Source organism: Streptomyces graminofaciens (assembly GCF_030294945.1).
In the GTDB taxonomy this organism is placed as follows: domain Bacteria; phylum Actinomycetota; class Actinomycetes; order Streptomycetales; family Streptomycetaceae; genus Streptomyces; species Streptomyces graminofaciens.
Genome location: NZ_AP018448.1, coordinates 10,042,330 through 10,067,754 on the forward strand (window position 1 = coordinate 10,042,330; position 25,425 = coordinate 10,067,754).

The following is a 25,425-nucleotide window of genomic DNA, read 5'->3' on the forward strand; positions in this document are numbered from 1 at the left end:
TGCCGCCGGCCTTCCACTCTGGTGCCGGAAAACTATCAGGGCTAGTTTTTGGTGCGTACGGCGTGCGATGCGACGGCACGCCCCGCTCGGGAGGCAGCAGGATGAAGGCACACGACGGCATGTACATCGACGGCGCTTGGCGGCCCGCCGCCGGTGCCGACGCGATCGAGGTCGTGAACCCGGCCGACGAGCAGGTGATCGGCCGGGTCCCGGCGGGCACCGCCGAGGACGTCGACGCCGCCGTACGCGCCGCCCGTGCCGCCCTCCCCGGCTGGGCCGCGACCCCGCCCGCCGAGCGCGGCGCGCTCATCGGCGCCCTGCGCGACGTCCTCGTGGCCCGCAAGGACGAGATCGCGGAGACGGTCACCGTCGAGCTCGGCTCGCCCCTGAAGTTCTCCGAGAACGTCCACGCCGCCGTACCCGTCGCGGTCGCGGGCTCGTACGCGGAACTGGCGGCGACGTACGCCTTCGAGGAGAAGGTCGGCAACTCGGTCGTCCACCACGAGCCGATCGGGGTCGTCGGCGCGATCACCCCCTGGAACTACCCGCTGCACCAGATCGTCGCCAAGGTCGCCCCGGCGCTGGCGGCCGGCTGCACGGTCGTTCTGAAGCCCGCCGAGGACACCCCGCTCGTGGCCCAGCTCTTCGCGGAGGCCGTCCACGAGGCGGGACTGCCCGCCGGGGTGTTCAACCTGGTCACCGGGCTCGGCCCGGTCGCGGGCCAGGCGCTCGCCGAGCACGAGGGCGTGGACCTGGTGTCGTTCACGGGTTCCACGGCGGTGGGCCGGCACATCGCCGCGACCGCCGGGGCCGCCATCAAGAAGGTGGCCCTGGAGCTGGGCGGCAAGTCCGCCAACGTCATCCTGCCGAGCGCCGACCTCGCCAAGGCCGTGAACGTCGGCGTCGCCAACGTCATGTCCAACTCCGGCCAGACGTGCAGCGCGTGGACGCGGATGCTGGTCCACCGCGATCAGTACGACGAGGCGGTCGAGCTGGCCGCGACGGCCGCCGCGAAGTACGGCGACCGCATCGGCCCGGTGGTCAACGGCAAGCAGCGGGAGCGGGTGCGGGGGTACATCGAGAAGGGTGTCGCGGAGGGCGCGCGCCTCGTCGCGGGCGGCCCGGAATCCCCGCGCGAGCAGGGCTACTTCATCTCCCCGACCGTCTTCGCGGACGTCACCCCCGACATGACGATCGCGCAGGAGGAGATCTTCGGCCCGGTCCTGTCGATCCTCCGCTACGAGGACGAGGAGGACGCCCTGCGGATCGCCAACGGCACGGTCTACGGCCTCGCGGGCGCCGTCTGGGCCGGCGACGAGACGGAGGCCGTCGCCTTCGCCCGCCGTCTGGAGACCGGCCAGGTCGACATCAACGGCGGCCGCTTCAACCCGCTCGCCCCCTTCGGCGGCTACAAGCAGTCGGGCGTCGGCCGCGAACTCGGCACGCACGGCTTCGCCGAGTACCTCCAGACCAAGTCCCTGCAGTTCTGAGCAGTCCCGACCAGTCCCGACCAGTCCTGGCCAGTCCCGAGCAGTGCCGATCCTTCCCGAGTAGGAGCCCTCACGTGGTTCGCGCAGCCGTCCTTCCCGCCGTGGGCGCCCCCCTGGAGGTCACGGACATCGACCTCCCCGAACCCGGCGCGGGCCAGGTGCGTGTCCGCCTCGCCGCCGCCGGGGTCTGCCACTCCGACCTGTCCCTGTCCAACGGCACCATGCGGGTGCCGGTCCCGGCGGTCCTCGGCCACGAGGGCGCGGGCACGGTCGTATCGGTCGGCGAGGGCGTCACCCATGTCGCGCCCGGCGACGGAGTCGTCCTCAACTGGGCCCCGGCGTGCGGCAGTTGCCATGCCTGCTCGCTGGGGGAGGTGTGGCTGTGCGCCAACGCGCTGAGCGGGTCGGCCGACGTGTACGCCCGGCGCGCCTCCGACGGCACCGACCTCCACCCCGGTCTGAACGTGGCCGCCTTCGCGGAGGAGACGGTCGTGGCCGCCGGGTGCGTGCTCCCGGCGCCCGAGGGCGTCCCGCTCACCGACGCGGCACTCCTCGGCTGTGCCGTCCTCACCGGCTACGGCGCGATCCACCACGCGGCGCGGGTCCGGCCGGGCGAGACCGTCGCGGTGTTCGGCGTCGGCGGAGTCGGCCTGGCCACGCTGCAGTCGGCGCGTATCGCGGGGGCGTCCGAGATCATCGCCGTGGACGTCTCCCCGGCGAAGGAGGAGCTGGCGCGCGCGGCGGGTGCCACGCAGTACGTGATCGCCTCGGAGAACACATCCCGCGAACTGCGCGCGCTCACGGCCAAGCAGGGCGTGGACGTGGCCGTCGAGTGCGTGGGCCGGGCGGAGACCATCCGCGCGGCCTGGGACGGCACCAGGCGCGGCGGCCGGACCGTCGTCGTCGGCATCGGCGGCAAGGACCAGCAGGTCACCTTCAACGCCCTGGAGATCTTCCACTGGGGCCGCACCCTCTCCGGCTGTGTCTACGGCAACTGCGACCCGGCCCGCGACCTGCCCGTCCTCGCCGAACACGTCAGGAGCGGTCAACTGGACCTGGGCGCCCTGGTCACGGAACGCATCTCCCTGGAGGGCATCCCGGCGGCCTTCGAGAACATGCTGGCGGGCAAGGGCGGACGAGCACTGGTCGTCTTCTGAGCCACCGGCTCCGAGCCGCGGCTCGGAGCCGCCACTCCTGCCCGTCGGCGGCGCACCCGGCGTGCGAACGAAAATCAGCTGTGCGAACCCATACGCGCACGACCGTTGACCGACATACCGTCCGGTCAGTATGTTCCCCGGAACGTCCCCGCACCCATCGGAGTGTGCACGTATGGACACCGCTCCCTCCCCAAGCCCCCAGCAGTCCACCACCGCTCCCGGAGCCCGACACCGCCGCAAGGTGGCCACGGCGGCGGCACTCGCCTCGGCCGTGGAGTGGTACGACTACTTCGTCTTCGGCATAGCCGCGGCCCTCGTCCTCGGCGACCTCTACTTCCCCGCCGGCAGCGCCTCCGCCGGCGTCCTCGCCGCGTTCGCCACCTTCGCCGTCGGCTTCCTGGCCCGCCCCCTCGGCGGGATCATCGCCGGTCACCTCGGCGACAAGCGCGGCCGCAAGCCCATGCTGGTCCTCGCCCTCACCCTGATGGGCCTGGCCACGACCGGCATCGGCCTCCTCCCCACGTACGAGACGATCGGGATCGCCGCTCCGGTCCTGCTCGTCCTCCTCCGGGTCGTCCAGGGCGTCGCCGTCGGCGCCCAGTGGGGCGGCGCGATGCTGCTGGCCACCGAGTACGCCCCCGAGGGCAAGCGCGGCGTCTACGGCAGCTTCGTCCAACTCGGCGTTCCCATCGGTGTGGTGAGCGCCAACTCGGTGTTCCTGGTCATGGGCGCGACCACCAGCGAGAGCGGGTTCGCGGCCTGGGGCTGGCGCGTGCCGTTCCTGATCGGCCTGTTCGTCCTCGGGCTCGCCTGGTACATCCACCGCCACGTCGAGGAGACCCCCGAGTTCCGGGCGGCGGAGCGGGCGCTGGCGGAGAAGGAGAAGAGCGAGAAGGGCTCCCCGCTGCGCACGATCCTCCGCGGCCACCTCGGCACGGTCTTCCTCGCCGGCGGCTCCTTCGCCGTGAACACCGCGACCTTCTACATCCTCATCACCGGCGTCCTCGACTACACCACCCGCGAACTGGACATGAACCGCGGCGCCGTCCTCACCGTCTCCCTCTGCGTCAGCCTCACCCAGCTGGTGCTGATCCCCGCCGCCGCGGCCCTCTCCGACCGCGTCGGCCGCATCAGGATCTACGCGTTCGGCGCGGTCGGTATCGCCCTCTGGGCCGTGCCCCTGTTCCTCCTCATCGACACCGGCTCACTGCTGTGGCTGGCCGTCGGCACATTCGTCGCCAGCTGCTTCCTCAGCATCATGTACGGCCCGCAAGCCGCCCTGTTCGCGGAGCTGTTCACCCCCGAGATGCGGTACACGGGAGCCTCCCTCGGCTACCAGATCGCCGCGGTCCTCGGCGGCGGCCTGGCCCCCTTCCTGATGGTCCTGCTCCTGGAGGCGACGGGCACGTCCATGGCGGTCTCCGCGTACATCATCGGCCTCGCGGTGATCGCCCTCGTATCGATCAAGGTCCTTGCGGGAAGGGCGAGTTCACAGTCGTAACCGTCGGCAGCCGGGGCGGCGCCCAGGGCGTGTTTCGAATTTCGAAACACGCCCTAGGAAATCCGCCGCCCCACCTGCTCGTACTGCAGGGCCAGCCCGTCCAGCAGCGCGCTCAACCCCACCTCGAACGCCCGCTCGTCCACCTTCTCCTGCTGCTCGGCCAGCAGATGGGCCTGCCCGAGATGCGGATAGTCGGCGGGGTCGTACGCACTCTCGTCGTCCACGAACCCCCCGGCGAACGACCCCAGCGCCGCCCCCATGATGAAGTACCGCATCAACGCCCCGATGGACGTGGCCTGCGACGGCGGCCACCCCGCCGCGACCATCGCCCCGAACACCGCGTCCGCGACCCGCAGTCCGGCCGGTCGCCGCCCGGGTCCGCGTGCGAGCACCGGCACGATGTTCGGGTGGTCGCGCAGGGCGGCGCGGTACGACATCGCCCAGTCGTGCAGCGCGCTCCGCCAGTCCCGTCCGTCCTCGAACATCGACAGGTCGATCTGCGCGCTCACCGAGTCCGCCACCGCTTCCAGGATCTGGTCCTTGGTGCGGAAGTGGTTGTAGAGGGAGGGCCCGCTCACCCCCAGCTCGGCGGCGAGCCGGCGCGTCGAGACGGCCGCCAGCCCCTCCGCGTCCACCAGCGCCCGCGCCGTGTCGACGATCCGGTCGGTGCTCAGCAAGGGCTTGCGCGGTCGGGCCATGGCGCACATAGTAGGGCTGCGCCGTTAAAACTAGCGGTGGTAATTAAAAGGTCGAAGGGCGGGGTGCCATGAACCTGGGGCTCAGCGAGGAGCAGACCGCCGTCCGCGCGCTCGCCAGGGACTTCGTCGAACGCGAGATCACCCCGAACGTCATCGCCTGGGACCGCGCGGAGAACGTCGACCGCGCCATCGTCAAGAAACTCGGCGAGGTCGGCTTCCTCGGGCTCACGATCGACGAGGAGTACGGCGGCTCGGGCGGTGACCACCTCGCGTACTGCCTGGTCACCGAGGAGCTCGGCCGCGGCGACTCCTCCGTGCGCGGCATCGTCTCCGTCTCCCTCGGCCTCGTCGCGAAGACGATCGCGGCCTGGGGCGACGAGGACCAGAAGCGCCGTTGGCTGCCGGGGCTGACGGCGGGGGAGTACGTCGGCTGCTTCGGCCTCACCGAACCGGGCACCGGCTCGGACGCGGGCAACCTCGCCACCCGCGCGGTCCGTGACGGCGACGACTACGTCATCAGCGGCACCAAGATGTTCATCACGAACGGCACCTGGGCCGACGTCGTCGTGCTCTTCGCCCGTTCGACCGACGCCCCCGGCCACAAGGGCGTCACCGCCTTCCTCGTGCCCACGGACACCCCCGGCCTGACCCGCCGCCCCATCCACGGCAAGCTCGGCCTGCGCGGCCAGGCCACCGCCGAGCTGGTGCTCCAGGACGTCCGGGTCCCGGCCTCCGCGATGCTCGGCCCGGAGGGCAAGGGCTTCACCGTCGCCATGTCCGCGCTTGCCAAGGGGCGGATGTCGGTCGCCGCGGGCTGTGTCGGCATCGCGCAGGCCGCGCTCGACGCGGCGGTGCGGTACGCGGGCGAACGCGACCAGTTCGGCAAGTCGATCGCCCACCACCAGCTCGTCCAGGAACTCCTCAGCGACATCGCCGTCGACGTCGACGCGGCCCGGCTGCTCACCTGGCGCGTCGCCGACCTCGTCGACCGGGGCCTGCCCTTCGCCACCGAGGCGAGCAAGGCCAAGCTCTTCGCCTCCGAGGCCGCCGTACGCGCCGCGAACAACGCCCTCCAGGTCTTCGGCGGCTACGGCTACATCGACGAGTACCCCGTCGGCAAACTGCTGCGCGACGCCCGCGTGATGACCCTGTACGAGGGCACCAGCCAGATCCAGAAGCTGCTCATCGGGCGGGCGCTGACAGGTGTGTCGGCCTTCTGAGTACATCGGAGCCCCCACCTGAGTATCCCGGCGGATGTGGCCGGGGCCACAGCCGCCGACGCTTGTCCCCATGAGTGAGACACCCGTCAAGCAGCAGAGCACGACGGCCTTCTACGGCCAGGCCGTCGCCTCCTTCGCCGTCGCCATCGCGGCCACCGCCATCGGCATCTACAACCTGGACGCCAACGCCTGGGTCCGCTCCTTCCTGGCCATCGCGGTCCTCTACCTGGTGACCTCGTCGTTCACCCTCGCCAAGGTGATCCGCGACCGGCAGGAGGCCGGGCAGATCGTCAGCCGGGTGGACCAGGCACGGCTGGAGAAGCTGCTGGCCGAGCACGACCCCTTCGAGAAGCTCTGAGCACCCCGATCCCGTACGGCACCGTGCTGAGCGGGCACGCTAAGCGGTCGCTCACCTTCGACGGTATGGTGGTGTCAGCCATGGGAAGGGGCGAACGAGCGATGAGTACGGCGGAGGAGACGGCCGGCGGCGAGCCGCAGCCGTGGAGCGAGGTCACCCCGGACGCGGCCCGGCGGCTGCTCGTGGCCGCCGTGGAGGCCTTCGCCGAGCGTGGCTACCACGCGACGACGACCCGTGACATCGCGGGCCGCGCAGGCATGAGCCCGGCCGCGCTCTACATCCACTTCAAGACCAAGGAAGAGCTGCTCCACCGGATCAGCCGCATCGGTCACGAGAAGGCGCTCGAGGTGCTGCGCTCGGCCGCCCGCGCCGAGGGCGGCCCCGCCGAGCGGCTCGCCGAGGCCGTGCGCTCCTTCGTCCGCTGGCACGCCGGACAGCACATGGTCGCCCGTGTCGTGCAGTACGAACTGGACGCCCTCGGCCCCGAGGCGCGCGCCGAGATCGTGGCCCTGCGCCGCCAGAACGACGCGGCCGTACGCGGCATCATCGAGGACGGCGTCGCGGCCGGCGACTTCGACGTCCTCGACGTGAAGGGCACCACGCTGGCCGTCCTGTCCCTGTGCATCGATGTCGCCCGCTGGTTCAACGTCGACGGTCCCCGCACTCCCGAGGAGGTCGGGTCCCTGTACGCCGACCTCGTGCTGCGGATGGTGGGGGCCAACAAGTAACCCTGGGCGCAAGGGAGTTCAGCCGCGCGTATCTCCGTGGTGGGCAGTCGGCCGGCCTTGGTAGCTCTCGGGTGGGTGATCGCGGCCGTGCCGGCGGGGTTGTCCACCGTCGTCACGAACGCGATCACCGACATCGGCTCGACGGCCAAGGAGTACGTCACGGGCGGGCTCCAGGACGAAGTCCGCCATCAAGGTCGTCGATGTCACGCCGGTCGTGACCAAGCGCTCGTCACCGCTGACCACGACCGCCATCGAGCCGCTCGGAGATGCTGGTGAAGGCCACCGTCGAGGATTACTACGTCGAATACCGGTTCCTGACGGCAGCCTCGACGACTTGATCGGAGCCTTCTTCGAAACATTCGAAGAATTCGTCCGGGGTGCCGATGTGCTATTTCCGGCCTGTTCGATCGGCGCTGATCCGGCATGGTGGCTATCCGGCGCTGACCAGTATGTATGTGCTCCGACAGGTCTCTTGGGCGATCGAATGTTTCGGAATTGATGCCGAAACCATTGACAGTTGGCAGGGGCAGACCAACACTGACGCCGTCGATAGTGCTTCGCCATACCCCACCGGCCTCACAAGGACGAGGAGGAAGCACGTACATGAACCACACACCCGCACAGCCCATGAGCCGCAGGACGTTCGTCAGCGGTGTAGGCGCCACGGCGCTGGCCGCCGCGGCCACGCTGGCCCTGCCCGGCACCGCTCACGCCGACACGGTCGTCACCACGAACCAGACCGGCACCAACAACGGGTACTACTACTCGTTCTGGACCGACGCGCCGGGGACCGTCTCCATGACCCTCGGCTCCGGCGGCAACTACCGCACCTCATGGAGCAACACCGGCAACTTCGTCGCAGGCAAGGGCTGGAGCAACGGCAGCCGCCGGACCGTGAGCTACTCGGGCACCTTCAACCCCTCCGGCAACGCCTACCTGACGCTCTACGGCTGGACCTCGAACCCGCTCGTCGAGTACTACATCGTCGACAACTGGGGCACCTACCGGCCCACGGGCACGTACAAGGGCACCGTCACCAGTGACGGCGGCACGTACGACATCTACCAGACGACGCGCTACAACGCCCCGTCCGTCGAAGGCACCAGGACCTTCAACCAGTACTGGAGCGTGCGGCAGTCGAAGCGGACCGGCGGCACCATCACCTCCGGCAACCACTTCGACGCCTGGGCCCGCGCCGGAATGACCCTGGGCAGCTTCCGCTACTACATGATCATGGCGACCGAGGGCTACCGAAGCAGCGGCAGCTCCAACATCACGGTGGGGTGACGATGAACTCCTCTTCCCCGCGACTGCCGTTACGCCCCCTGGTCACAGGGTTGGCCGTCCTCGCGCTGGCCGCCGCCGGCACCCTCGCGACGAACTCCGCCGCCTCCGCGCGGGCCGCCGCCTGCAACGGCTACGTCGGCCTCACCTTCGACGACGGACCGTCCGGCAGCACGCCGGCCCTGCTCAACGCACTGAGGCAGAACGGGCTGCGGGCCACGATGTTCAACCAGGGCCAGTACGCGGCCGCCAACCCGTCCCGGGTCCGGGCCCAGGTCGACGCCGGCATGTGGGTCGGCAACCACAGTTACACCCACCCGCATCTGACCCAGCAGAGCCAGTCGGTGATCGACTCGGAGATCTCCCGGACCCAGCAGGCCGTCGCGAACGCGGGCGGCGGCACGCCGAAGCTCTTCCGGCCGCCGTACGGCGAGACCAACGCGACGGTGAAGTCGGTCGCGGCCAAGTACGGCCTGACCGAGATCATCTGGGATGTCGACTCGCAGGACTGGAACGGCGCCCGTACGGACGCGATCGTGCAGGCCGCCGCCCGGCTCACCAACGGTCAGATCATCCTCATGCACGACTGGTCGGCGAACACGCTCGCCGCGATCCCGCGCATCGCGCAGGGGCTGGCCGGTCGCAACCTGTGCGCCGGAATGATCTCGCCGCGCACCGGCCGGGCCGTGGCCCCGGCGTGAGCGGAGCGCTCCACCCCGTGGCGCGGCGGCCGCGGCCGCCGCGCCACATCACCGGCCGGGCAGCTGTCGGCTGTGTCCGGCAAGGGCGGTTCTCTCAGGGCTCAGAAGTAGTACCGGGACACCGACTCGGCCACACAGACCGGCTTGTCCCCACCCTCCCGCTCCACGACCACCGCGGCCGTCACCTGCACCCCGCCGCCCGCCTCCGTGACCTCCTGAAGCGTCGCCGTGGCCCGCAGACGCGACCCCACCGGCACCGGCGCCGGGAAACGCACCTTGTTCGTGCCGTAGTTGACGCCCATCTTGACGTTGTCGACCTTGAGGACCTGCGGCACCAGCAGCGGCAGCAGCGACAAGGTGAGATAGCCGTGGGCGATGGTCGTGCCGAAGGGGCCGGCCGCCGCCTTCTCCGGGTCGACATGGATCCACTGGTGGTCGCCGGTGGCCTCCGCGAACAGGTCGATCCGCTTCTGGTCCACCTCCAGCCAGTCGCTGTACCCCAGCTGCTCGCCCACCGCCGCCTTGAGCTCCTCGGCGGACGTGAAGATCCTCGGCTCTGCCATGTCCCGGCCTCCCGCATCCCGTGCGTATCCGCACCGTTGTCCACAGTTCCCGCTATGCCTAAGCAACTGCTTAGCATGCTCGGGTGTGCCCCACCTGTCAACGGATCAACGCGCCACCGGGTGTGGGTAAGGTCGGAGGGGTGCCCCAGATCCCTGAGAAGATCCACGAGTTGACCGTCGGCCAGCTGTCGGCCCGCAGCGGTGCCGCCGTCTCCGCCCTGCACTTCTACGAGGCCAAGGGGCTGATCAGCAGCCGCCGCACCTCGGGCAACCAACGCCGCTACAGCCGTGACGCCCTGCGCCGCGTCGCCTTCGTCCGGGCCGCTCAGCGCGTCGGCATCCCGCTCGCCACGATCCGCGAGGCCCTCGCCGAACTGCCAGAGGAGCGCACCCCCACCCGCGAGGACTGGGCCAGGCTCTCCGAGGCCTGGCGCTCCGAGCTGGACGAGCGGATCAAGCAGCTCAACCGGCTGCGCGACCACCTCACCGACTGCATCGGCTGCGGCTGTCTGTCCCTGGCCACCTGCGTGCTGTCCAACCCCGACGACGTAGCCGGCGAACGGCAGACCGGCTCGCGCCTCATGGTGGAGCACCGGGGTCGTACGGCACTACGGCAGCGGCCACAGCCGGAAACGGAGGAGCCCGGGGACTGCTGCTGAGCAGTCCCCGGGCGGCAGGCCCTAGGGCTTCACGAGTCCCCCGAAGATCCCGTGGTGCCCTGTCCCGTAGCCGGTGTCCGCCCCCGCCGGACACCGGCTCTCACTCGTACTCGGTCCCGCCCTTCCGGGTCAGATACGCCGGGCTGACGGCCTTCGCGATCGCCCGCCCGCCCGTCACCGGGCTGTACCGCTCGGTGGCCGGACGGATCACGACGCCCTCGCGCAGATGCAGCTCCCGCCCGGAGAGCGTCTCCCGGCCCGAGGCCACCTCAAGCACACGCTCGACGGCGTACGGGCCCTCGTACAGCCTCGGTACCAGGGGCAGTTCACCGGCGAGCAGATCGTGCAGCTCGGCCGTGTCCAGCCAGCGGACGTGGCCGTCGATCTCCGCGGACACGTCGAACACCGCGAACCCGAGCGTCTCGCGTCGGCCGTCGGCGCCGTACGTCAGGTCCTGCACCCCGGCGCCGTACACCTCTCCGAAGATCCCGACCCGGCGCGCCCCGAGGCGTTCGGCGAGCCGGGACGCGGCCTCGGTGACGCCGTGGCCGTGGACGGCGCGCCAGTACAGATTGCGCGGGTCCTCCTTGAGGGCGAGGGACTTCGAACCGAAGCCCTTCGACGACACCTGGACGCGGCCGTCCTCGGCGAAGTACGTCACCAGGCAGGCCGAGCCGTGCAGCTTCTCCGTCAGGACGACCGGCTCGCCCAGGGTGAAGATCTCCGGGTAGCGCTGGATGTTCTCGATGTCGACCCAGGGCAGGAGGTCGGGCGCGGACTCGACCTCTCCGTTCATCGTCGGCGGGATCGGCGGCACCCATTTCGTGATGCCGAGCCGTTCGGCGAAGTCGGTGCCGTCCGTGGCGGCCGCCGCCAGGTCCACGTCGGCCAGCGCCTTCGGCCGGCACACGATGCCCTGTGACAGCTCGCCCCGCAGCCGTACCGCCCTGACCCGGTCCGACCTGCTCCCCGCCAGCCGTCCGGTCAGCCCCAGCTCCTCGATCAGCTCGGCCGGGAGCACGGACTGCTCGGGGATGTAGACGGCGGTGTCACCGGTGCGATAGGCGCCCTTGGCGACGACGGCCCGATACAGGCCCACCTGGGCCAGTTCGAGTGCGTCGGCGTTCGGATGGTCGTGGACGGTCAGCACTTCGGCGGTGACACGCAGCGTCGACATAGGGCTCTCCCTCGGGTGCTCAGCTCGGTTTCATCGTCCCCAACTGTCCGTACGGGAAAGGGGTGGAGCGAACGGATTTGGCGCTGGTAAGGTCGCGACCTTCGGCCGGCGGACGGCGACCTCGCCGCCCGGCACGGAGTCCTGGCGGGACGAACTCCCTTGCTGTCACCCGCCCTTGAGGCCGCCCTCACCGACATCGACACGGCCTTCGACGGCTTCGCGAGCCCCGACGAGACCGGCTGCGGCCGCTGCCATCTGCCCGAGGAGACCGCGTACCTGCGCACGCCCTCCACGCCCGTGCCGCTCGACGTCGTGGAGATGTACGTCTACGAGGTGTCCGACCTCCCCCAGTTCTCGACTTCGCTCGAACCGGGGGGACCCCCATGCCGACCACGCCGCCGTGATCCGCCGCCTGCTGCCGACGTGGGCGCGGGCGGTGGCGGGCGGTCGGCTGGAGCCGCTGGGCTGGAAGGCGCACGGGCTGCGCGAGCTGGACTGGCGCTCCTGGCCGGCCCGACAGACCGCCGCCGTCGAGGCCTTCGTGTGCGCCTGGTGGGCGGACGTCGTCGCGACGCCGGAGCCAGGGCGGTCGGTCGATGAGGTCTTCGAGGCCTGCGCATCGATCCTCGGGACGGCCGCACCGCTGCTGGAGCGGTGGCCGCCGGGGCCCGTCACCGACGCGCATCTGGTCAGCTGCGCCGACGGATGGATCGACGATCTGCTCCGCGACAGCCTGCCGTTCTTCCACAGCGACGACGAACTCGGGCTCGTCGTCGTGCCCGAACTCCAGGCGTGGCCCGCCCGGCAGGCCCCCGCCCGTATCGAGCCCCACGACTACGGCCTCGCCGTACACGCGGGGTTGCTCGGCCTTCCGGAGGGGGAGCGCGGAGGCCGCCTGCACTGAATCCTCACGACCTCACAGGTGAACCTGAAACTGTGCCGCAACCGCTTGCGCGGAAACTGTGTCATGAACACGGGGGCACCCTGAGCAGGCCCCCCAAGAGGGAGGGGCGTCGATGAGCGTCGTCGTATGTTCGCTGAAGTGGGACCGCGCGGAGGCGGGCGCGCAGAAGATCGCCTATGACTCGGACGGCTACCACCTGGTCCGCTTCCCGTACGACGCGAACGGCGAGTCGTACGACCCCTGGAAGATGCACGACCCGGCGAACGGCGGCACCGCCAAGTCCAAGTACCCCGACGCCCGCTCCGGACTGATCTGGCCCAGCCACGACGGCTGGGGCGTGCTGTCGGCGATGGTGTTCTGGGAGTCGGACCTCCAGACCCTGGAGTACCGCGCACGCTTCGTGCGCGACCCGCTGAACATGACGGCCAAGAAGTACGACTCGACGGGCACCACCGACAGCGCGCTCACCCCGGGTGGCCAGTACCGCACCTACCTGTGGCAGTTCTTCGTGAAGAAGGGCATGCCGCTCGGCCTGAAGGTGACCGCGCGCGGTCTGGGGGACACCAGACGGACCCCGGCGCTCACCCTTGCCGAGTTCAAGCTCGCCATCCACACGGACGTCGAGGAGCCCTAGCGGCAGCTCCGGCGTAGCACGCCGTACACGCACGGGGGTGCGGCATCCCCGGCGCACCCCCGCCGTGCTACGCCGACACCAGCAGCCGTCCGCGCCTGGACTCCGCCAGGGCCTCGGGCGTCAGCACCGGTCGTGGCACCACGATTCCGCACTCCGTGCAGACCGGGCCCGACGAGGGTTCATGGGCCAGGTCGTACTTCCAGACGAGGTGCTCTCCCTCGCACACCGGGCAGACCGCGCCCGGCTCGCGCTCCAGCGCGGCGATCAGGCGGCGCAGTACCTCCGCCAGTGGTTCATCGGGATGGACGCCCGGGTCGTCGCACCAGGCGACGCCGAACCCGCCCCAGGTCAGCCGGTGCCAGTCGTCGACACTGCCCGGCCTGCGCAGCCCGTCGTGCTTCTCCTTCTTGCGGCGCTGCGCGAACTGCACCTCGTAGTCGAGCCAGACGGAGCGGGCCTCCTCCAACTCCTCCAGTGCGGCCACGAGCCGCGCTGGGTCGGGGTTGCGGTCCTCAGGACCGAACCCGGCCCGGGAGCACAAGTGGTCCCAGGTCGCCCGATGCCCGTAGGGGGCAAACCGTTCGAGGCACTTGCGCAGCGAATAGCGTCGCAGCGCCAGATCGCACCTCGGATCTCGCACCTGTCTTGCCAGACTCCGGAAACCGGCCATCGCCCTGCACCTCCGTCACACCTGCACCTGTACTTCGGTCACTGCGGCGTCGTCGTACGGACGTCGCCGAATAGACGTATCGACACGCGATTCGGCTCCATCCGATTTCCGACGACCTCCATAAGCGTCCGTACGCCGTCCGTGGGCCCTCGGTACCCGGTCTTTCGGTACCTGCTCCTTCGGCCGTCTGCAGGCCGTGCGTAAGTCGTCTGTCGAACGGTTCATGATCTGTCTCTGCTCATGTCTGACCTTCCCTGTCTGTTCCTGCCTATCTCTTCACGCTGTCAGTCGCCTGTCCGCTCACTCGGGCATTCATGCGATCTCGTGGCCGTCGCTCCCCAACGGCCTCTTGATGCCAAAGACGTGACGCATGTTCATCTTCAAACCCGGGGATACCGGCGGTAACATCCGACCCCGCCCCCGTCGGGAGGAGCAGCCATGTCACGGCGCACCCCACGCACCTCACGCACCACGCTCGACAGACGGAGAACTCCCCGCAGGTTCACGGAGTTCCTCAAGGCCGCATCCGTATGCGTGCTCATTGCCGGACTTTTGTCACCGCTTTCCCAGGCGATGGCAGCCGACACCGAAGCCGCGCAGGCGGCGGCCGTCACCGACTACTGCGGCGGCCAGTGTTCCGACATCCTGCCGCCCGGCCAGAACGGCAACGCCACCCTCGCCCAGATCCTGCTCAACCAGGCCTTCGGCAGCATGCCCGAGAACGCCAGCAACCAGCTCGGCCCCTACAACAACCTCGCCAAGGGCTACACCGGGCTCACCAACGCCACGATCAACAACTTCTTCAACGACGCGTCCTTCGGCGTCGCCTCCGACCAGGTCGCCTCGACCCTGAAGCCGGCCGGCCGCACCGACGTCACGATCGTCCGCGACAAGAAGACCGGTGTGCCGCACATCACGGGTACCACCCGCTACGGCACCGAGTTCGGCGCGGGTTACGCGGCCGCCCAGGACCGGCTGTGGCTGATGGACGTCTTCCGGCACGTGGGACGCGGGCAGCTCACCCCGTTCGCCGGCGGCGCGGCCTCCAACCAGGGCCTGGAGCAGGAGTTCTGGCGGCACGCGCCCTACACCGAGGCCGACCTCCAGGCCCAGATCGACAAGGCCGTCGCCGCCAACGGCGACCGCGGTCAGCTGGCCCTCTCCGACGTCAACGCCTACGTCGCCGGCATCAACGCCTACATCGACGCCTCCGACAGCGGCCGCTACTTCCCCGGCGAGTACGTCCTCACCGGCCACAAGGACTCCGTCACCAACGCCGGCACCATCGACCACTTCAAGCCCACCGACCTGGTCGCACTGGCCTCCGTCATCGGCGCCCTCTTCGGCTCCGGGGGCGGCGGCGAGGTCAACAACGCCCTCTCGCTGCTGGCCGCCCAGTCCAAGTACGGTGTCACCGAGGGCACCAAGGTCTGGGAGTCCTTCCGCGAGCGCAACGACCCCGAGGCGGCCGTGACCGTCCACGACGGCAGCTTCCCGTACGCCACCAAGCCCGCCGACCCGCAGGGCATGGCCCTGCCGGACTCCGGCTCGGTCGCCGAGGAACCGCTCGTCTACGACCGCACCGGCAGCGCGGCCACGGCGGCGTCGACGAGCGTCTCGGCGAAGACGACCGACAGCGCCCTCAGCTCGGCCCGGCGGGGTATGTCCAACGCCCTCGTCGTCAGCGGCAAGCACACCGCCAGCGGCCACCCCGTCGCCGTCTTCGGCCCGCAGACCGGCTACTTCGCCCCGCAGCTGCTCATGCTCCAGGAGATCCAGGGCCCGGGCATCAGCGCCCGCGGCGCCTCCTTCGCGGGCCTGAGCATGTACGTCGAACTCGGCCGAGGCCAGGACTACGCCTGGAGCGCCACCACCTCCGGCCAGGACATCATCGACGCCTACGCCGTCGAGCTGTGCCAGGACGACACGCACTACCTGTACCACGGCACCTGCACGGCCATGGAGAAGGTCGAGCAGACCAACTCCTGGAAGCCGACCACCGCCGACTCCACCGCGGCCGGCTCGTACCGCATGCAGGTCTGGCGCACCAAGTACGGCCCGGTCACCCACCGCGCGACGGTCGGCGGCAAGAAGGTCGCCTACACCACGCTGCGCTCGTCGTACTTCAACGAGGCCGAGTCGATCATCGGCTTCCAGCTGCTGAACGACCCCGACTACGTCAAGGGCCCGGCGGACTTCCAGAAGGCCGCGGAGCACATCAACTACACCTTCAACTGGTTCTACGCCGACTCCAGCCGCACCGCGTACTACAACAGCGGCGACAACCCCGTGCGCGCGACGGGCGTCGACGCCGAGTTCCCGGCCTGGGGACGGGCCGCGTACGAGTGGAAGAACTGGAACCCGACCACCAACGTCGCCGACTACACCCCGGCCTCCGAGCACCCCAACTCCGTCGACCAGGACTACTACATCTCCTGGAACAACAAGCAGGCCAAGGACTACACCACCGCCCCCTGGGGCAACGGCTCGGTCCATCGCGGCAACCTGCTCGACGACCGCGTGCAGAAACTGGTCGCGACGGGCGGTGTCACCCGCGCCGCGCTGGTCAAGGCCATGGCCGAGGCCGCGCTCACCGACCTGCGGGCCGAGGACGTCCTCCCGGACCTGCTCAAGGTCGTCAACAGCAGTACGGTCACCGACTCCACGGCGGCCGCGGCGGTCAGCAAGCTCCAGGCCTGGGTGACGGCAGGCGCCAGACGCACGGAGACCTCCGCGGGCTCCAAGGCGTACGCCAACGCCGAGGCGATCCGCATCCTGGACGCCTGGTGGCCCCTGCTGGTGAAGGCCGAGTTCGAACCCGGCCTCGGCAGCGGCCTGTACACCGCGATGACCGCCAACCTCCCCATCGACGAAGCCCCGTCGGCCGCGCACGGCCCCACCGGCGCCCACGCCGGAAGCTCCTTCCAGTACGGCTGGTGGTCCTACGTCGACAAGGACATCCGTACGGTGCTGGGGGAGTCGGTGCAGGGCGGCCTCGCCCGGACGTACTGCGGCGACGGCAGCCTCAGCGCGTGCCGGACCATCCTGATCAACACGCTGAAGGAGGCCGCGGGCAAGACGGCCGCCCAGGTCTACCCGGGTGACAGCTTCTGCTCGGCCGGCGACCAGTGGTGCGCCGACACGATCATCCAGCAGCCCCTGGGCGGCATCAAGCACGACAAGATCAGCTGGCAGAACAGGCCGACCTTCCAGCAGGTGGTGGAGTTCACCTCGCACAGGTGACCTCGGGCTGGTGGCGGGCCGGACTCAGGCGATACGGCCCGCCGCCAGCACCACCTGGGCCAGTTCCCGGTGGCAGATGTCGCTGTGCGCCCCGGACGGCGGGCCGCCGCGCTTGACGACCGCCGTCACATCGATGTTCACGCAGCCGGAGGTGGGCAGCGGGGTCCGGAAGGCGTCGGCGAGCTTGCGCGTGTCCGTGCCCTTCACCGCCTGGACCCCGTCGTAGCCGAGCGCGCCCCACTTGCGGCCGAGGAGGCCGTTGACGCTGAGGCCCACCACCGCGCGCGAGTCGCCCGCCATCCGGGAGGCGAGCGGGTAGATCGTGCCGAGCGCCGAGTCGTGCCGGGAGTGGCAGCACACCAACGGGCCGGACACCCGCTTCTGCTGGCCGTGCAGCACCCCGCTCGCCCGGTTGTCGTGCGGCAGCCGCGCCGCGAACGCGTAGTGCGAGAAGGCCGCCTGGAGCAGTGTCACCGACTTCACCGTGCGCACACCCTCCGGCAGCCCGCGCAGCGCGAACGACACCAGACGTCCGCCGAAGCTGTGCCCCACGAGATGCACCCGTACCTCCGGCGCCGTCCGAGCGAGCTGCCCGAGGAACCGGCCGAGCCCGCGTTCGCCGACGGTGCCCGCGCGGCGCTTCATCGCGAAGTACGTGGCCTGACGCAGGAGTTCATGGGCGCCGTCCCACACCTCGGGAAGGAGCCCGTCGGCGGCGGCCGGATCGGCCGTGGCGCCCCCGCCCTCGATCTCGGCCAGCGCCGCCGCGAACTCCTGGCACACCACCGCCGTGTCCCCGAACAGCATCTCGGGGTCGCCCGCAGGCACCCCCGCCGCCAGGGTGTCCGCCACGAACGCGCCCTGCGGCCCCTGCGGCGGCACCTCCACCAGCAGCCGCACCAGCCGCCCGAACTCCTCCAACGAAGCTCCCTCGTCGGGCCGTTGGTCCAGCAGCCGCGCGATCTGCTCCACGACCGTGGCCCGCCCCGGGAACACCTCCAGCAGCGCGTGCCGGGTGTTCTTGTCGAGGGCCGGGCCGCCACGCGCCGGGGCCACGGCCGGGGGCGCGGGCTTGAAGTCCGGGATCGGCTCGTCGGAGAAGCGCATCGAGGGCCACAGCACGCCGACGTACCCCAGCCTCGCCTGGGGCGCGAGCGCCGGGAACGGGGCGAAGAAGCGGCTGTAGAGCCGGGTCGCGCCGGACCGGTCGCTGTTCCACCCGTGCGCGAAGACGACCAGATCCCGCACCTCGCGCTTGCCGACCCCCTCGGCCAGCCGGTCCCGCTGCCCGGCGTCCACGTCCCCGTCCGCGTCGAAGGTCAGTTCCCAGTAGGGAGTCACGCTCATTTCCGGATCCGCCATGACGAGCCCCCTTCGGCCCCCGTAGGTGGTGCGCTCAAGGCGCATGGTCCCGCCGACGGCGAAGAATGGCCATACATCGGGTAAGGGCCGGTCGAATCCGAATTGATGCCGTATCGGGCCGACCGGGGAAAGGGGTCACCGGTACAGGAGGTACTCCGCGCGCACCCGCCGGAACGCCGCCAGCTCCGCCTGCCAGTCGGCCACGACGTCCTCGGTGCTCGCGCCGGCGTCGATGAGTGTGCGCACCCGGGCGGAGCCGGTCAGCTTGTCGATCCAGTTGTCCGAGCGCCAGGCGAAACCGCTCCACACCTTCTTGGCGGTCACGAGGAGCGCGATCCCGGTGCGCACGGGGTCGAACGCGGCCCGGTCGTGGACGTGGAGCTGTACACCCCCGACCGTCTTCCCCTGGAACTTGGAGAACGTCGGGGCGAAGTACGCCTCCCTGAAGTGCACCCCCGGCAAGCCGAGTTCCTCGACGGCGGCCGCCCACCGCCGGTCGACGCCCTCCGCGCCGAGCAGCTCGAACGGCCGGGTGGTGCCGCGCCCCTCCGACACATTGGTCCCCTCGAACAGACACGTCCCGGCGTACACCAGCGCGGTGTCCGGGGTCGGCATGTTCGGGCTCGGCGGCACCCAGGGCAGGCCGTACGCGTCGTAGAACAGCGACCGCTTCCACCCGGACATCTGTACCGTCTCCAGGGGGACGGGCGTGGTCAGGAACTCCCCGTTGAACAGCCGCGCCAGCTCCGCCGCCGTCATCCCGTGCGCCTGCGCGATGGGCTGCCGCCCGACGAAGGTCGCGAACTCCTTGTGGAGGACGGGCCCGTGGGCCGCCCGGCCGGTCACCGGGTTCGGCCGGTCCAGCACCACGAAGCGCCTGCCGGCGAGGGCCGCCGCCTCCATGCAGTCGTACAGCGTCCAGATGTAGGTGTAGAAGCGGGCGCCGACGTCCTGGATGTCGAAGACGATCGTGTCGACACCGGAGGCGGTGAAGACGTCCGCGAGCGGACGGCCGCTCTTGAGGTACGTGTCGTAGACCGGGAGGCCGGTCGCCGGGTCGTCGTAGCGGCCCTCGGAGCCACCGGCCTGGGCGGTGCCCCGAAATCCGTGCTCGGGGCCGAAGACGGCCCGCAGGTCCACGCGGTCGTCGGCGTGCATCACGTCGACGATGTGGCGTACGTCCCTGGTGACGCCGGTGGGGTTGGTGACGACGCCGACCTTTTGGCCGCCGAGGGTCCGGTAGCCGTTGGCGGCGAGGCGCTCGAAGCCGGTGCGGAGCCCTGGGCGGGCGGCCTGAGCGGGGTTCGAGGCGGTCAGGGTGGCCGCTGCGGGGGCAGCGGTGAGGAGGGTTCTGCGGGAGAGGCTCATGTGGGGGACCTCCGTGATGGTGGGGTACGGCGTCACTGCCAGCTAAGCGCTTCCGCGGGTGGTTCGTAGGGTGCGGGCTGTATGTGGCCGGTCGCGCCCACGCGGCGGAGCCGCACATGGATATGGCCCCGCGCCCTTGGGCGCGGCCGCCGTCACCCCTTTCTTCCTACATACCGACTGGTTAGTCTGGTCCTTGAAAGTCGAGCCGTTCTTGTTGTGCCGCGTCGAAGGAGACCGATGGTGGGAGCCGTGCAGGATGCCGGAGTGGTCGTCACCGGAGCCGGCGGTGGGATCGGGGCCGCGCTGGCCCGGCGGTTCGCCGACGAAGGGGCCCGGGTCGTCGTGAACGATCTCGATGCCGAGCGGGCTCAGGCCGTCGCCGACGAGATCGGTGGGATCGCGGTGCCCGGGGACGCGTCCGAGATCGTCGGCCCGGCCCGGGACGCACTCGGCGGAACGGTGGACGTCTACTGCGCCAACGCGGGCCTCGGCTCCGCCGGCACGGAGGCGGCCGACGAGCAGGTCTGGGCGGCTGCCTGGGACGTGAACGTGATGGCGCATGTACGGGCGGCCCACCAGTTGCTCCCGGCCTGGTTGGAGCGCGGCAGCGGCCGTTTCGTGTCCACGGTGTCGGCGGCGGGGCTGCTCACGATGATCGGCGCCGCCCCCTACAGCGTCACCAAGCACGGCGCCTACGCCTTCGCCGAGTGGCTCTCCCTCACCTACCGCCACCGCGGTCTGAAGGTCCACGCGATCTGCCCCCAGGGCGTACGCACCGACATGCTGACGGCGTCGGGCAGCGCGGGCGAGCTGGTGCTGGCGCCGACCGCGATCGAGCCGTCGGATGTCGCCGACGCGTTGTTCAAGGGGATCGAGGAGGACCGCTTCCTGATCCTTCCGCACCCCGAGGTGGCCGGTTACTACCAGGCGCGGGCCGCCGAGCCGGACCGCTGGCTGACGAACATGAACCACATCCAGCAGAGGTGGGAAGAGGCCCGCTGATCAGCCCTGCTCGGCGGGCCGGGGCCGACGAGTGGGATGATCCTCCGGCGAAAGCGCGTTTCCGTATCGGCGGGGAACCAAGGACCGGCCGGCGGACGACCAGTAGGCGAACAGCGAAAACCATGGAAGGCAGGTGGCGGCAGTGCCCAGGACGACGGACGCGGACGGCACGCCCGTCCCGCAGCGGCTGCTGGCCGCCGCCACCCGGCTCTTCGCCGAGCAGGGCTACGACCGCACCTCGGTGCAGGAGATCGTCGAGGCGGCGGGCGTCACCAAGGGGGCGCTGTACCACTACTTCGGTTCCAAGGACGACCTGCTGCACGAGGTGTACGCGCGCGTGCTGCGCATCCAGCAGGAGCGGCTGGACTCGTTCGCGGGGGCCGACGCGCCGGTGGAGGAGCGGCTGCGGCGTGCTGCCGCCGATGTCGTCGTCACGACCATCGACAACCTCGACGACGCGATGATCTTCTTCCGCTCGATGCACCATCTGAGCCCCGAGAAGAACAAGCAGGTGCGTGCCGAGCGACGCCGCTACCACGAGCGCTTCCGTGCGCTGATCGAGGAGGGTCAGGAGTCGGGGGTCTTCTCGAAGGCGACCCCCGCGGACCTGGTCGTGGACTACCACTTCGGCTCCGTCCACCACCTCTCGACGTGGTACCGCCCGGACGGCCCGATGCCTCCCCAGGAGGTCGCCGACCACTTGGCAGACCTGCTGTTGCGAGCCCTGCGCCCCTGAAAGGTGCGCGGGGAACTGCGCGACAAGCCCCCACCGACCCGCGGACGAACAACCAACCCTCGGGGGGGCTGGGGGCACAGCCCCCAGGGATGGGACGGGCAGGGGCGGCGGGGGCGAAAAGGCCCCTCCGCGCACCCCCGCCGGCGGTCACACGTACCGCTTCAGCTCCCGCCGAGCCAACGAGCGCTGATGCACCTCGTCCGGCCCGTCCGCGATCATCAGCGTCCGCGCCCCCGCGTACAGCTCCGCCAACGGGAAGTCCTGACTCACCCCACCCGCACCATGCAACTGGATCGCCCGGTCGATGATGTCGACAACCGTCCGCGGCGTCGCGATCTTGATCGCCTGGATCTCGGCGTGAGCACCCTTGTTCCCGACCGTGTCCATCATCCAGGCCGTCTTCAGCACCAGCAGCCGCAGCTGCTCCACCGCCACCCGCGCGTCCGCGATCCAGTTGTGCACCACCCCCTGCTGGGCCAGCGCCTTGCCGAACGCCTCCCGCGCCACCGCCCGCCGGCACATCAGCTCGATCGCCCGCTCGGCCATCCCGATGAGCCGCATGCAGTGGTGGATACGGCCGGGACCGAGCCGCGCCTGGGCGATCGCGAAACCGCCGCCCTCCTCGCCGATCAGGTTCGACGCCGGCACCCGAGCGCCCTCGAAGACCACCTCGGCGTGGCCGCCGTGGTAGTGGTCCTCGTAGCCGAAGACCCGCATCGCCCGCTTCACCGTGACACCGGGCGTGTCACGCGGGACCAGGATCATCGACTGCTGGCGGCGGATGTCGGCCCCGTCCGGGTCCGTCTTGCCCATCACGATGAAGATCTTGCAGTCGGGGTTCATCGCCCCGGAGATGTACCACTTGCGGCCCGTGATGACGTAGTCGTCGCCGTCCCGCTCGATGAGCGTGGTGATGTTCGTGGCGTCCGAGGAGGCCACCTCCGGCTCGGTCATCGCGAACGCCGAGCGGATCTCACCGGCCAGCAGCGGCTCCAGCCACTGCTTCCGCTGCGCCTCGTCGCCGAACTGGCTGAGCACCTCCATGTTGCCGGTGTCGGGCGCCGCGCAGTTCAGCGCCGTCGGCGCCAGCTGCGGCGAACGCCCGGTGATCTCGGCGAGCGGCGCGTACTGGAGGTTGGTCAGCCCGGCCCCGTACTCGGAGTCGGGAAGGAACAGGTTCCACAGGCCCTGCCTGCGGGCCTCGGCCTTCAGCTCCTCCACCACGGCCGGCGTGTCCCACGGCGAGGCCAGCTCCGCCCGCTGCTCCTCGGCCACGGCCTCGGCCGGGTAGACGTACTCGTCCATGAAGGCGAGGAGCTTGGCGCGCAGCTCCTCCGTGCGGGCGTCGAATGCGAAGTCCATGGCGGATCAGCCCTCCTGGAGGCCGGTACGAAGAGTCGTCAGGCCGTGTTCGATGAAGACGGGGACCAGTTCGCCTATGCGGTCGAAGCCCCGGCCGACCGTCTGGCCGAGTGTGTAGCGGTAGTGGATGCCCTCCAGGATCACGGCGAGCTTGAACCACGCGAACGCCGTGTACCAGGCGACGGCGGAGACGTCGCGGCCCGAGCGCTCCGCGTACCGCGCGACGATCTCCGCCGGGTCCGGGTGGCCGGGGGCCGCCGCGGTCGTGGAGACGGGGGAGTCGGGCAGCCCGAGCGGCACGCTGTACATCACCAGCAGGCCCAGGTCGGTCAGCGGATCGCCGAGCGTGGACATCTCCCAGTCGAGGATCGCCCTGATCCGGTCGTCCGGGCCGAGCAGCACGTTGTCGAGGCGGTAGTCGCCGTGCACCACGGCGGGCGCGGGGGAGTGCGGCAGCTCCCGGCCCAGCGCCGCGTGCAGCTCGTCGATCCCGGCCAGCTCGCGGTTGCGGGACGCGTCCAGCTGCTTGCCCCAGCGGCGCAGCTGCCGGTCGAGGAAGCCCTCGGGGCGCCCGAAGTCGGCGAGGCCCACCTCGGCGGGGTCCACCGCGTGCAGCTCGACCAGGGTGTCCACCAGCCCGAGCACCGCCGCCCGGGTGCGCTCGGCGCCGATCGGGGCGAGCTGCTCGGCGGTGCGGTACGGGGTGCCGTCCACGAAGTCCATGACGTAGAAGGGCGCCCCGAGCACGTCCTCGTCCTCGCACAGCAGCACGGGCCGCGGCACCGGCACGCTCGTCGGGTGCAGGGCGCTGATCACCCGGTGCTCGCGCCTCATGTCGTGCGCGGTCGCCAGTACATGGCCGAGCGGCGGCCGCCGGACCACCCACTTCGCGACGCCGTCCGTGACCTCGTACGTCAGGTTCGACCGTCCGCCCTCGATCAGCCGGCCGGTGAGCGGGCCCGCCACCAGTCCGGGCCGCTCGGTGTCGAGCAGGGCGCGGAGCCGGTCGGGATCGAGACCTGGTGGATGGTCTGGGCGCATCATGGCTCCTACACGCGGGTTACCGGGACCCGACTCATGATGCCGACCGGTCGGTATGTAGTCCAGTGGGCGTGAACAAAGTGATCGGCATCTCGACGGGATCCGGCCGTACGGGCCGGATCCCGATGACGCTACCGGTCTCTGAGGGGTGTCACGCGTGGCAGGTCATCATCTCTCCGCCGTTGATGGTCGCCATGTCCATGAATCCCGCGAACGGGTCCACACCCTCCCCTTCGGGTGCCCCGTCCAGCTCGGCGTACGCCCGGTGCAGGTTGGCCACCAGCCGCTCGCTCTCCGGCAGCGCGGCGAACTCCCCGAGGTCGGTGCTCCGGGCCGCCTCCAGTGGCGTCAGCCCCGACGCGTGCGACTTCTCGGCGACCTCGGCCACGAACCGGATGTACCGCTCGGCCTTGTCGAACGCCGACGGGTCGGTGACCGGCCCGTGCCCCGGCACGACGGTCTCCGCGCCCAGCTCGCGCAGCAGCGCCAGCGCCCGCAGTGAACCGCTCAGCGACCCCATGAGGAAGAAGGGGGTCCCGCCCTCGAAGACCAGGTCCCCCGCGAACAGCACCCGCCGGTGCGGCAGCCAGACCACCGAGTCGCCGACCGTGTGCGAGATCCCCGGGTGGATGATCTGCGCCTCGATGTCACCGACGTGCACGGTCATCCGGTCGTCGTACGTGAGGTCCGCGCCCTTGATGCTGACGTCCCCGTAGTCGGTCTGCGGCCACAGCAGATGCAGATGCTGTCCGCTGGCCAGGGCCTCGCGGCGGCAGGCCGAGTGCGAGACGAGCGTGGCGGCCGGCGTGAAGAAGCCGTTGCCGTAGGTGTGGTCCCCGTGGTGGTGGGTGTTCACCAGGAGACGCGGCGCCGGGACGCCGGTCGCGTCCAGCGCGGCGCCCAGGGCCCGGGTCCGGCGCTCGGTGGCCGCGGTGTCGACGAGCAGGGTGGTCGTCCCGTCGCTCACGAAGCCGGAGTTGTTCAGACACCAGCCGCCGTCCGGCTGTACGTATGCGTACACGTCGTCGGCCAGCTCGACGGTGTACGGCTCTTCTGCGGTCATAGTGACCCCCTCTTCCCCCGAATCATCGCCAACTGGTGGTCAGAGCCTGCCAGTCGACGACGATCCGAGAGGAACCGGGGTCCGCGGAAACGACGAGAGCGGCCGGGCCGCCGCTCGATCGTTGCGTTAGTGATCGTCCCAGTGGCCGTCGTGCGCCGCGTGCCGATGCCCGTCGTGGACGTAGTCGACGTGGTCCCCGTGCGCCACCGCCTGGTGCCCGCAGTCCTCGCCGTGGTCATGCGCGTGCCCGTCGTGCGCGGTGTGCCCGCTCGGCTCGCACTCGTCCCAGTGTCCGGAGTGCTCGCGGTGCAGATGCCCGTCGTGCGCGTAGTCGGTGTGGTCGCCGTGCGATACGGCGGTGTGTCCGCAGGCCGGGCCGTGGCTGTGCTCGTGGACGGGGTGTTCCTGGTGGAGCGTGGTCATGGTGCTCGCCTTCAGGTGGTGCGGGGTGACTTGCCCAGGCTAGTCACAGAACGCACGCTTATCCCTTTTTGAAACCCATGC

At 70.4% G+C, this 25,425-nt stretch carries 24 protein-coding genes; 14 read left to right on the forward strand and 10 right to left on the reverse strand.

Translation table 11 applies throughout. The features are described 5' to 3' along the window. Positions 1 to 101: 101 nt before the first annotated feature. From SGFS_RS44215 to SGFS_RS44225, 3 genes are all read left to right on the forward strand, one after another. A complete protein-coding gene (locus SGFS_RS44215; RefSeq protein WP_286258086.1) occupies positions 102 to 1,490 on the forward strand; it encodes an aldehyde dehydrogenase family protein in 1,389 nt (462 codons plus the stop codon). A gap of 74 nt (positions 1,491 to 1,564) precedes the next feature. Beyond that, positions 1,565 to 2,647 (forward strand): Zn-dependent alcohol dehydrogenase, encoded by a 1,083-nt coding sequence (locus tag SGFS_RS44220; protein ID WP_286258087.1) that lies wholly within the window; start codon positions 1,565 to 1,567, stop codon positions 2,645 to 2,647. A gap of 172 nt (positions 2,648 to 2,819) precedes the next feature. Beyond that, the gene (locus tag SGFS_RS44225) at positions 2,820 to 4,148 is read left to right on the forward strand and encodes an MFS transporter (RefSeq protein WP_286258088.1); all 1,329 of its coding nucleotides are present in this window, start codon (positions 2,820 to 2,822) and stop codon (positions 4,146 to 4,148) included. A 53-nt stretch (positions 4,149 to 4,201) separates the two neighbouring features. On the opposite strand, the gene SGFS_RS44230 is transcribed toward SGFS_RS44225, so the two are convergent. Beyond that, positions 4,202 to 4,846 (reverse strand): TetR/AcrR family transcriptional regulator, encoded by a 645-nt coding sequence (locus SGFS_RS44230; protein WP_286258089.1) that lies wholly within the window; start codon positions 4,844 to 4,846, stop codon positions 4,202 to 4,204. A gap of 68 nt (positions 4,847 to 4,914) precedes the next feature. Here SGFS_RS44230 and SGFS_RS44235 point away from each other — a divergent pair, with 68 nt between their 5' ends. The 5 genes from SGFS_RS44235 to SGFS_RS44255 all read left to right on the forward strand — a co-directional run bounded on the left by SGFS_RS44235 (position 4,915) and on the right by SGFS_RS44255 (position 9,137). Further along, positions 4,915 to 6,066 (forward strand): acyl-CoA dehydrogenase family protein, encoded by a 1,152-nt coding sequence (locus SGFS_RS44235; RefSeq protein ID WP_286258090.1) that lies wholly within the window; start codon positions 4,915 to 4,917, stop codon positions 6,064 to 6,066. A gap of 70 nt (positions 6,067 to 6,136) precedes the next feature. Beyond that, positions 6,137 to 6,424 carry a YiaA/YiaB family inner membrane protein gene (locus SGFS_RS44240; protein WP_286258091.1) on the forward strand — a complete coding sequence of 96 codons (288 nt, stop codon included), beginning with the start codon at positions 6,137 to 6,139 and terminating at the stop codon, positions 6,422 to 6,424. Positions 6,425 to 6,525: 101 nt separating this feature from the next. Beyond that, on the forward strand, positions 6,526 to 7,152 hold the full coding sequence (locus SGFS_RS44245) for a TetR/AcrR family transcriptional regulator (protein ID WP_286258092.1): 627 nt from the start codon (positions 6,526 to 6,528) through the stop codon (positions 7,150 to 7,152). Between the two features lie 603 nt (positions 7,153 to 7,755). Next, positions 7,756 to 8,439, forward strand: a complete 684-nt coding sequence (locus SGFS_RS44250; protein WP_286258094.1) for a glycoside hydrolase family 11 protein — start codon at positions 7,756 to 7,758, stop codon at positions 8,437 to 8,439. A 2-nt stretch (positions 8,440 to 8,441) separates the two neighbouring features. Beyond that, positions 8,442 to 9,137, forward strand: a complete 696-nt coding sequence (locus SGFS_RS44255; RefSeq protein ID WP_286258096.1) for a polysaccharide deacetylase family protein — start codon at positions 8,442 to 8,444, stop codon at positions 9,135 to 9,137. A gap of 101 nt (positions 9,138 to 9,238) precedes the next feature. Here SGFS_RS44255 and SGFS_RS44260 read toward each other — a convergent pair whose 3' ends face one another. After that, entirely contained in the window at positions 9,239 to 9,700 is a 462-nt protein-coding gene (locus tag SGFS_RS44260; protein ID WP_286258098.1) for a MaoC family dehydratase, read from the reverse strand. A 140-nt stretch (positions 9,701 to 9,840) separates the two neighbouring features. On the opposite strand from SGFS_RS44260, the gene soxR reads away from it, so the two are divergent. Next, entirely contained in the window at positions 9,841 to 10,359 is a 519-nt protein-coding gene (gene soxR, locus SGFS_RS44265) for a redox-sensitive transcriptional activator SoxR (RefSeq protein WP_286258100.1), read from the forward strand. Between the two features lie 100 nt (positions 10,360 to 10,459). Here the strand turns inward: soxR and SGFS_RS44270 are convergent, their stop codons facing one another. Further along, entirely contained in the window at positions 10,460 to 11,536 is a 1,077-nt protein-coding gene (locus SGFS_RS44270; RefSeq protein ID WP_286258101.1) for an RNA ligase (ATP), read from the reverse strand. Positions 11,537 to 11,936: 400 nt separating this feature from the next. On the opposite strand from SGFS_RS44270, the gene SGFS_RS44275 reads away from it, so the two are divergent. Together SGFS_RS44275 and SGFS_RS44280 are read left to right on the forward strand one after the other, a co-directional pair. Beyond that, entirely contained in the window at positions 11,937 to 12,440 is a 504-nt protein-coding gene (locus SGFS_RS44275) for a hypothetical protein (protein ID WP_286258103.1), read from the forward strand. 112 nt (positions 12,441 to 12,552) lie between these two features. Continuing rightward, positions 12,553 to 13,074 carry a hypothetical protein gene (locus tag SGFS_RS44280; RefSeq protein WP_286258104.1) on the forward strand — a complete coding sequence of 174 codons (522 nt, stop codon included), beginning with the start codon at positions 12,553 to 12,555 and terminating at the stop codon, positions 13,072 to 13,074. A gap of 67 nt (positions 13,075 to 13,141) precedes the next feature. On the opposite strand, the gene SGFS_RS44285 is transcribed toward SGFS_RS44280, so the two are convergent. Then, positions 13,142 to 13,744, reverse strand: a complete 603-nt coding sequence (locus tag SGFS_RS44285) for a hypothetical protein (RefSeq protein WP_286258105.1) — start codon at positions 13,742 to 13,744, stop codon at positions 13,142 to 13,144. A gap of 438 nt (positions 13,745 to 14,182) precedes the next feature. Between SGFS_RS44285 and SGFS_RS44290 the strand changes: the two genes are divergently transcribed. Continuing rightward, complete coding sequence (locus tag SGFS_RS44290) at positions 14,183 to 16,987, forward strand: penicillin acylase family protein (RefSeq protein WP_286258106.1); 2,805 nt, start codon at positions 14,183 to 14,185, stop codon at positions 16,985 to 16,987. Positions 16,988 to 17,011: 24 nt separating this feature from the next. Here the strand turns inward: SGFS_RS44290 and SGFS_RS44295 are convergent, their stop codons facing one another. Then, the gene (locus SGFS_RS44295) at positions 17,012 to 18,349 is read right to left on the reverse strand and encodes a serine-threonine protein kinase (protein ID WP_286258107.1); all 1,338 of its coding nucleotides are present in this window, start codon (positions 18,347 to 18,349) and stop codon (positions 17,012 to 17,014) included. A 135-nt stretch (positions 18,350 to 18,484) separates the two neighbouring features. Beyond that, positions 18,485 to 19,717: an exo-beta-N-acetylmuramidase NamZ family protein gene (locus SGFS_RS44300; RefSeq protein ID WP_286258108.1), complete on the reverse strand. Its 1,233-nt coding sequence runs from the start codon at positions 19,715 to 19,717 to the stop codon at positions 18,485 to 18,487. 237 nt (positions 19,718 to 19,954) lie between these two features. On the opposite strand from SGFS_RS44300, the gene SGFS_RS44305 reads away from it, so the two are divergent. Together SGFS_RS44305 and SGFS_RS44310 are read left to right on the forward strand one after the other, a co-directional pair. After that, complete coding sequence (locus tag SGFS_RS44305) at positions 19,955 to 20,719, forward strand: SDR family oxidoreductase (RefSeq protein WP_286258109.1); 765 nt, start codon at positions 19,955 to 19,957, stop codon at positions 20,717 to 20,719. Positions 20,720 to 20,861: 142 nt separating this feature from the next. Continuing rightward, positions 20,862 to 21,455: a TetR/AcrR family transcriptional regulator gene (locus tag SGFS_RS44310; RefSeq protein WP_286258110.1), complete on the forward strand. Its 594-nt coding sequence runs from the start codon at positions 20,862 to 20,864 to the stop codon at positions 21,453 to 21,455. A 147-nt stretch (positions 21,456 to 21,602) separates the two neighbouring features. Here SGFS_RS44310 and SGFS_RS44315 read toward each other — a convergent pair whose 3' ends face one another. The 4 genes from SGFS_RS44315 to SGFS_RS44330 form a co-directional block, all read right to left on the reverse strand. After that, on the reverse strand, positions 21,603 to 22,817 hold the full coding sequence (locus tag SGFS_RS44315; RefSeq protein WP_286258112.1) for an acyl-CoA dehydrogenase family protein: 1,215 nt from the start codon (positions 22,815 to 22,817) through the stop codon (positions 21,603 to 21,605). Between the two features lie 6 nt (positions 22,818 to 22,823). Continuing rightward, positions 22,824 to 23,858 carry a phosphotransferase family protein gene (locus tag SGFS_RS44320; protein WP_286260365.1) on the reverse strand — a complete coding sequence of 345 codons (1,035 nt, stop codon included), beginning with the start codon at positions 23,856 to 23,858 and terminating at the stop codon, positions 22,824 to 22,826. A 151-nt stretch (positions 23,859 to 24,009) separates the two neighbouring features. Further along, on the reverse strand, positions 24,010 to 24,921 hold the full coding sequence (locus SGFS_RS44325) for an MBL fold metallo-hydrolase (RefSeq protein ID WP_286258113.1): 912 nt from the start codon (positions 24,919 to 24,921) through the stop codon (positions 24,010 to 24,012). Between the two features lie 126 nt (positions 24,922 to 25,047). Beyond that, on the reverse strand, positions 25,048 to 25,344 hold the full coding sequence (locus SGFS_RS44330) for a hypothetical protein (RefSeq protein WP_286258115.1): 297 nt from the start codon (positions 25,342 to 25,344) through the stop codon (positions 25,048 to 25,050). Between the last annotated feature and the right edge of the window lie 81 nt (positions 25,345 to 25,425).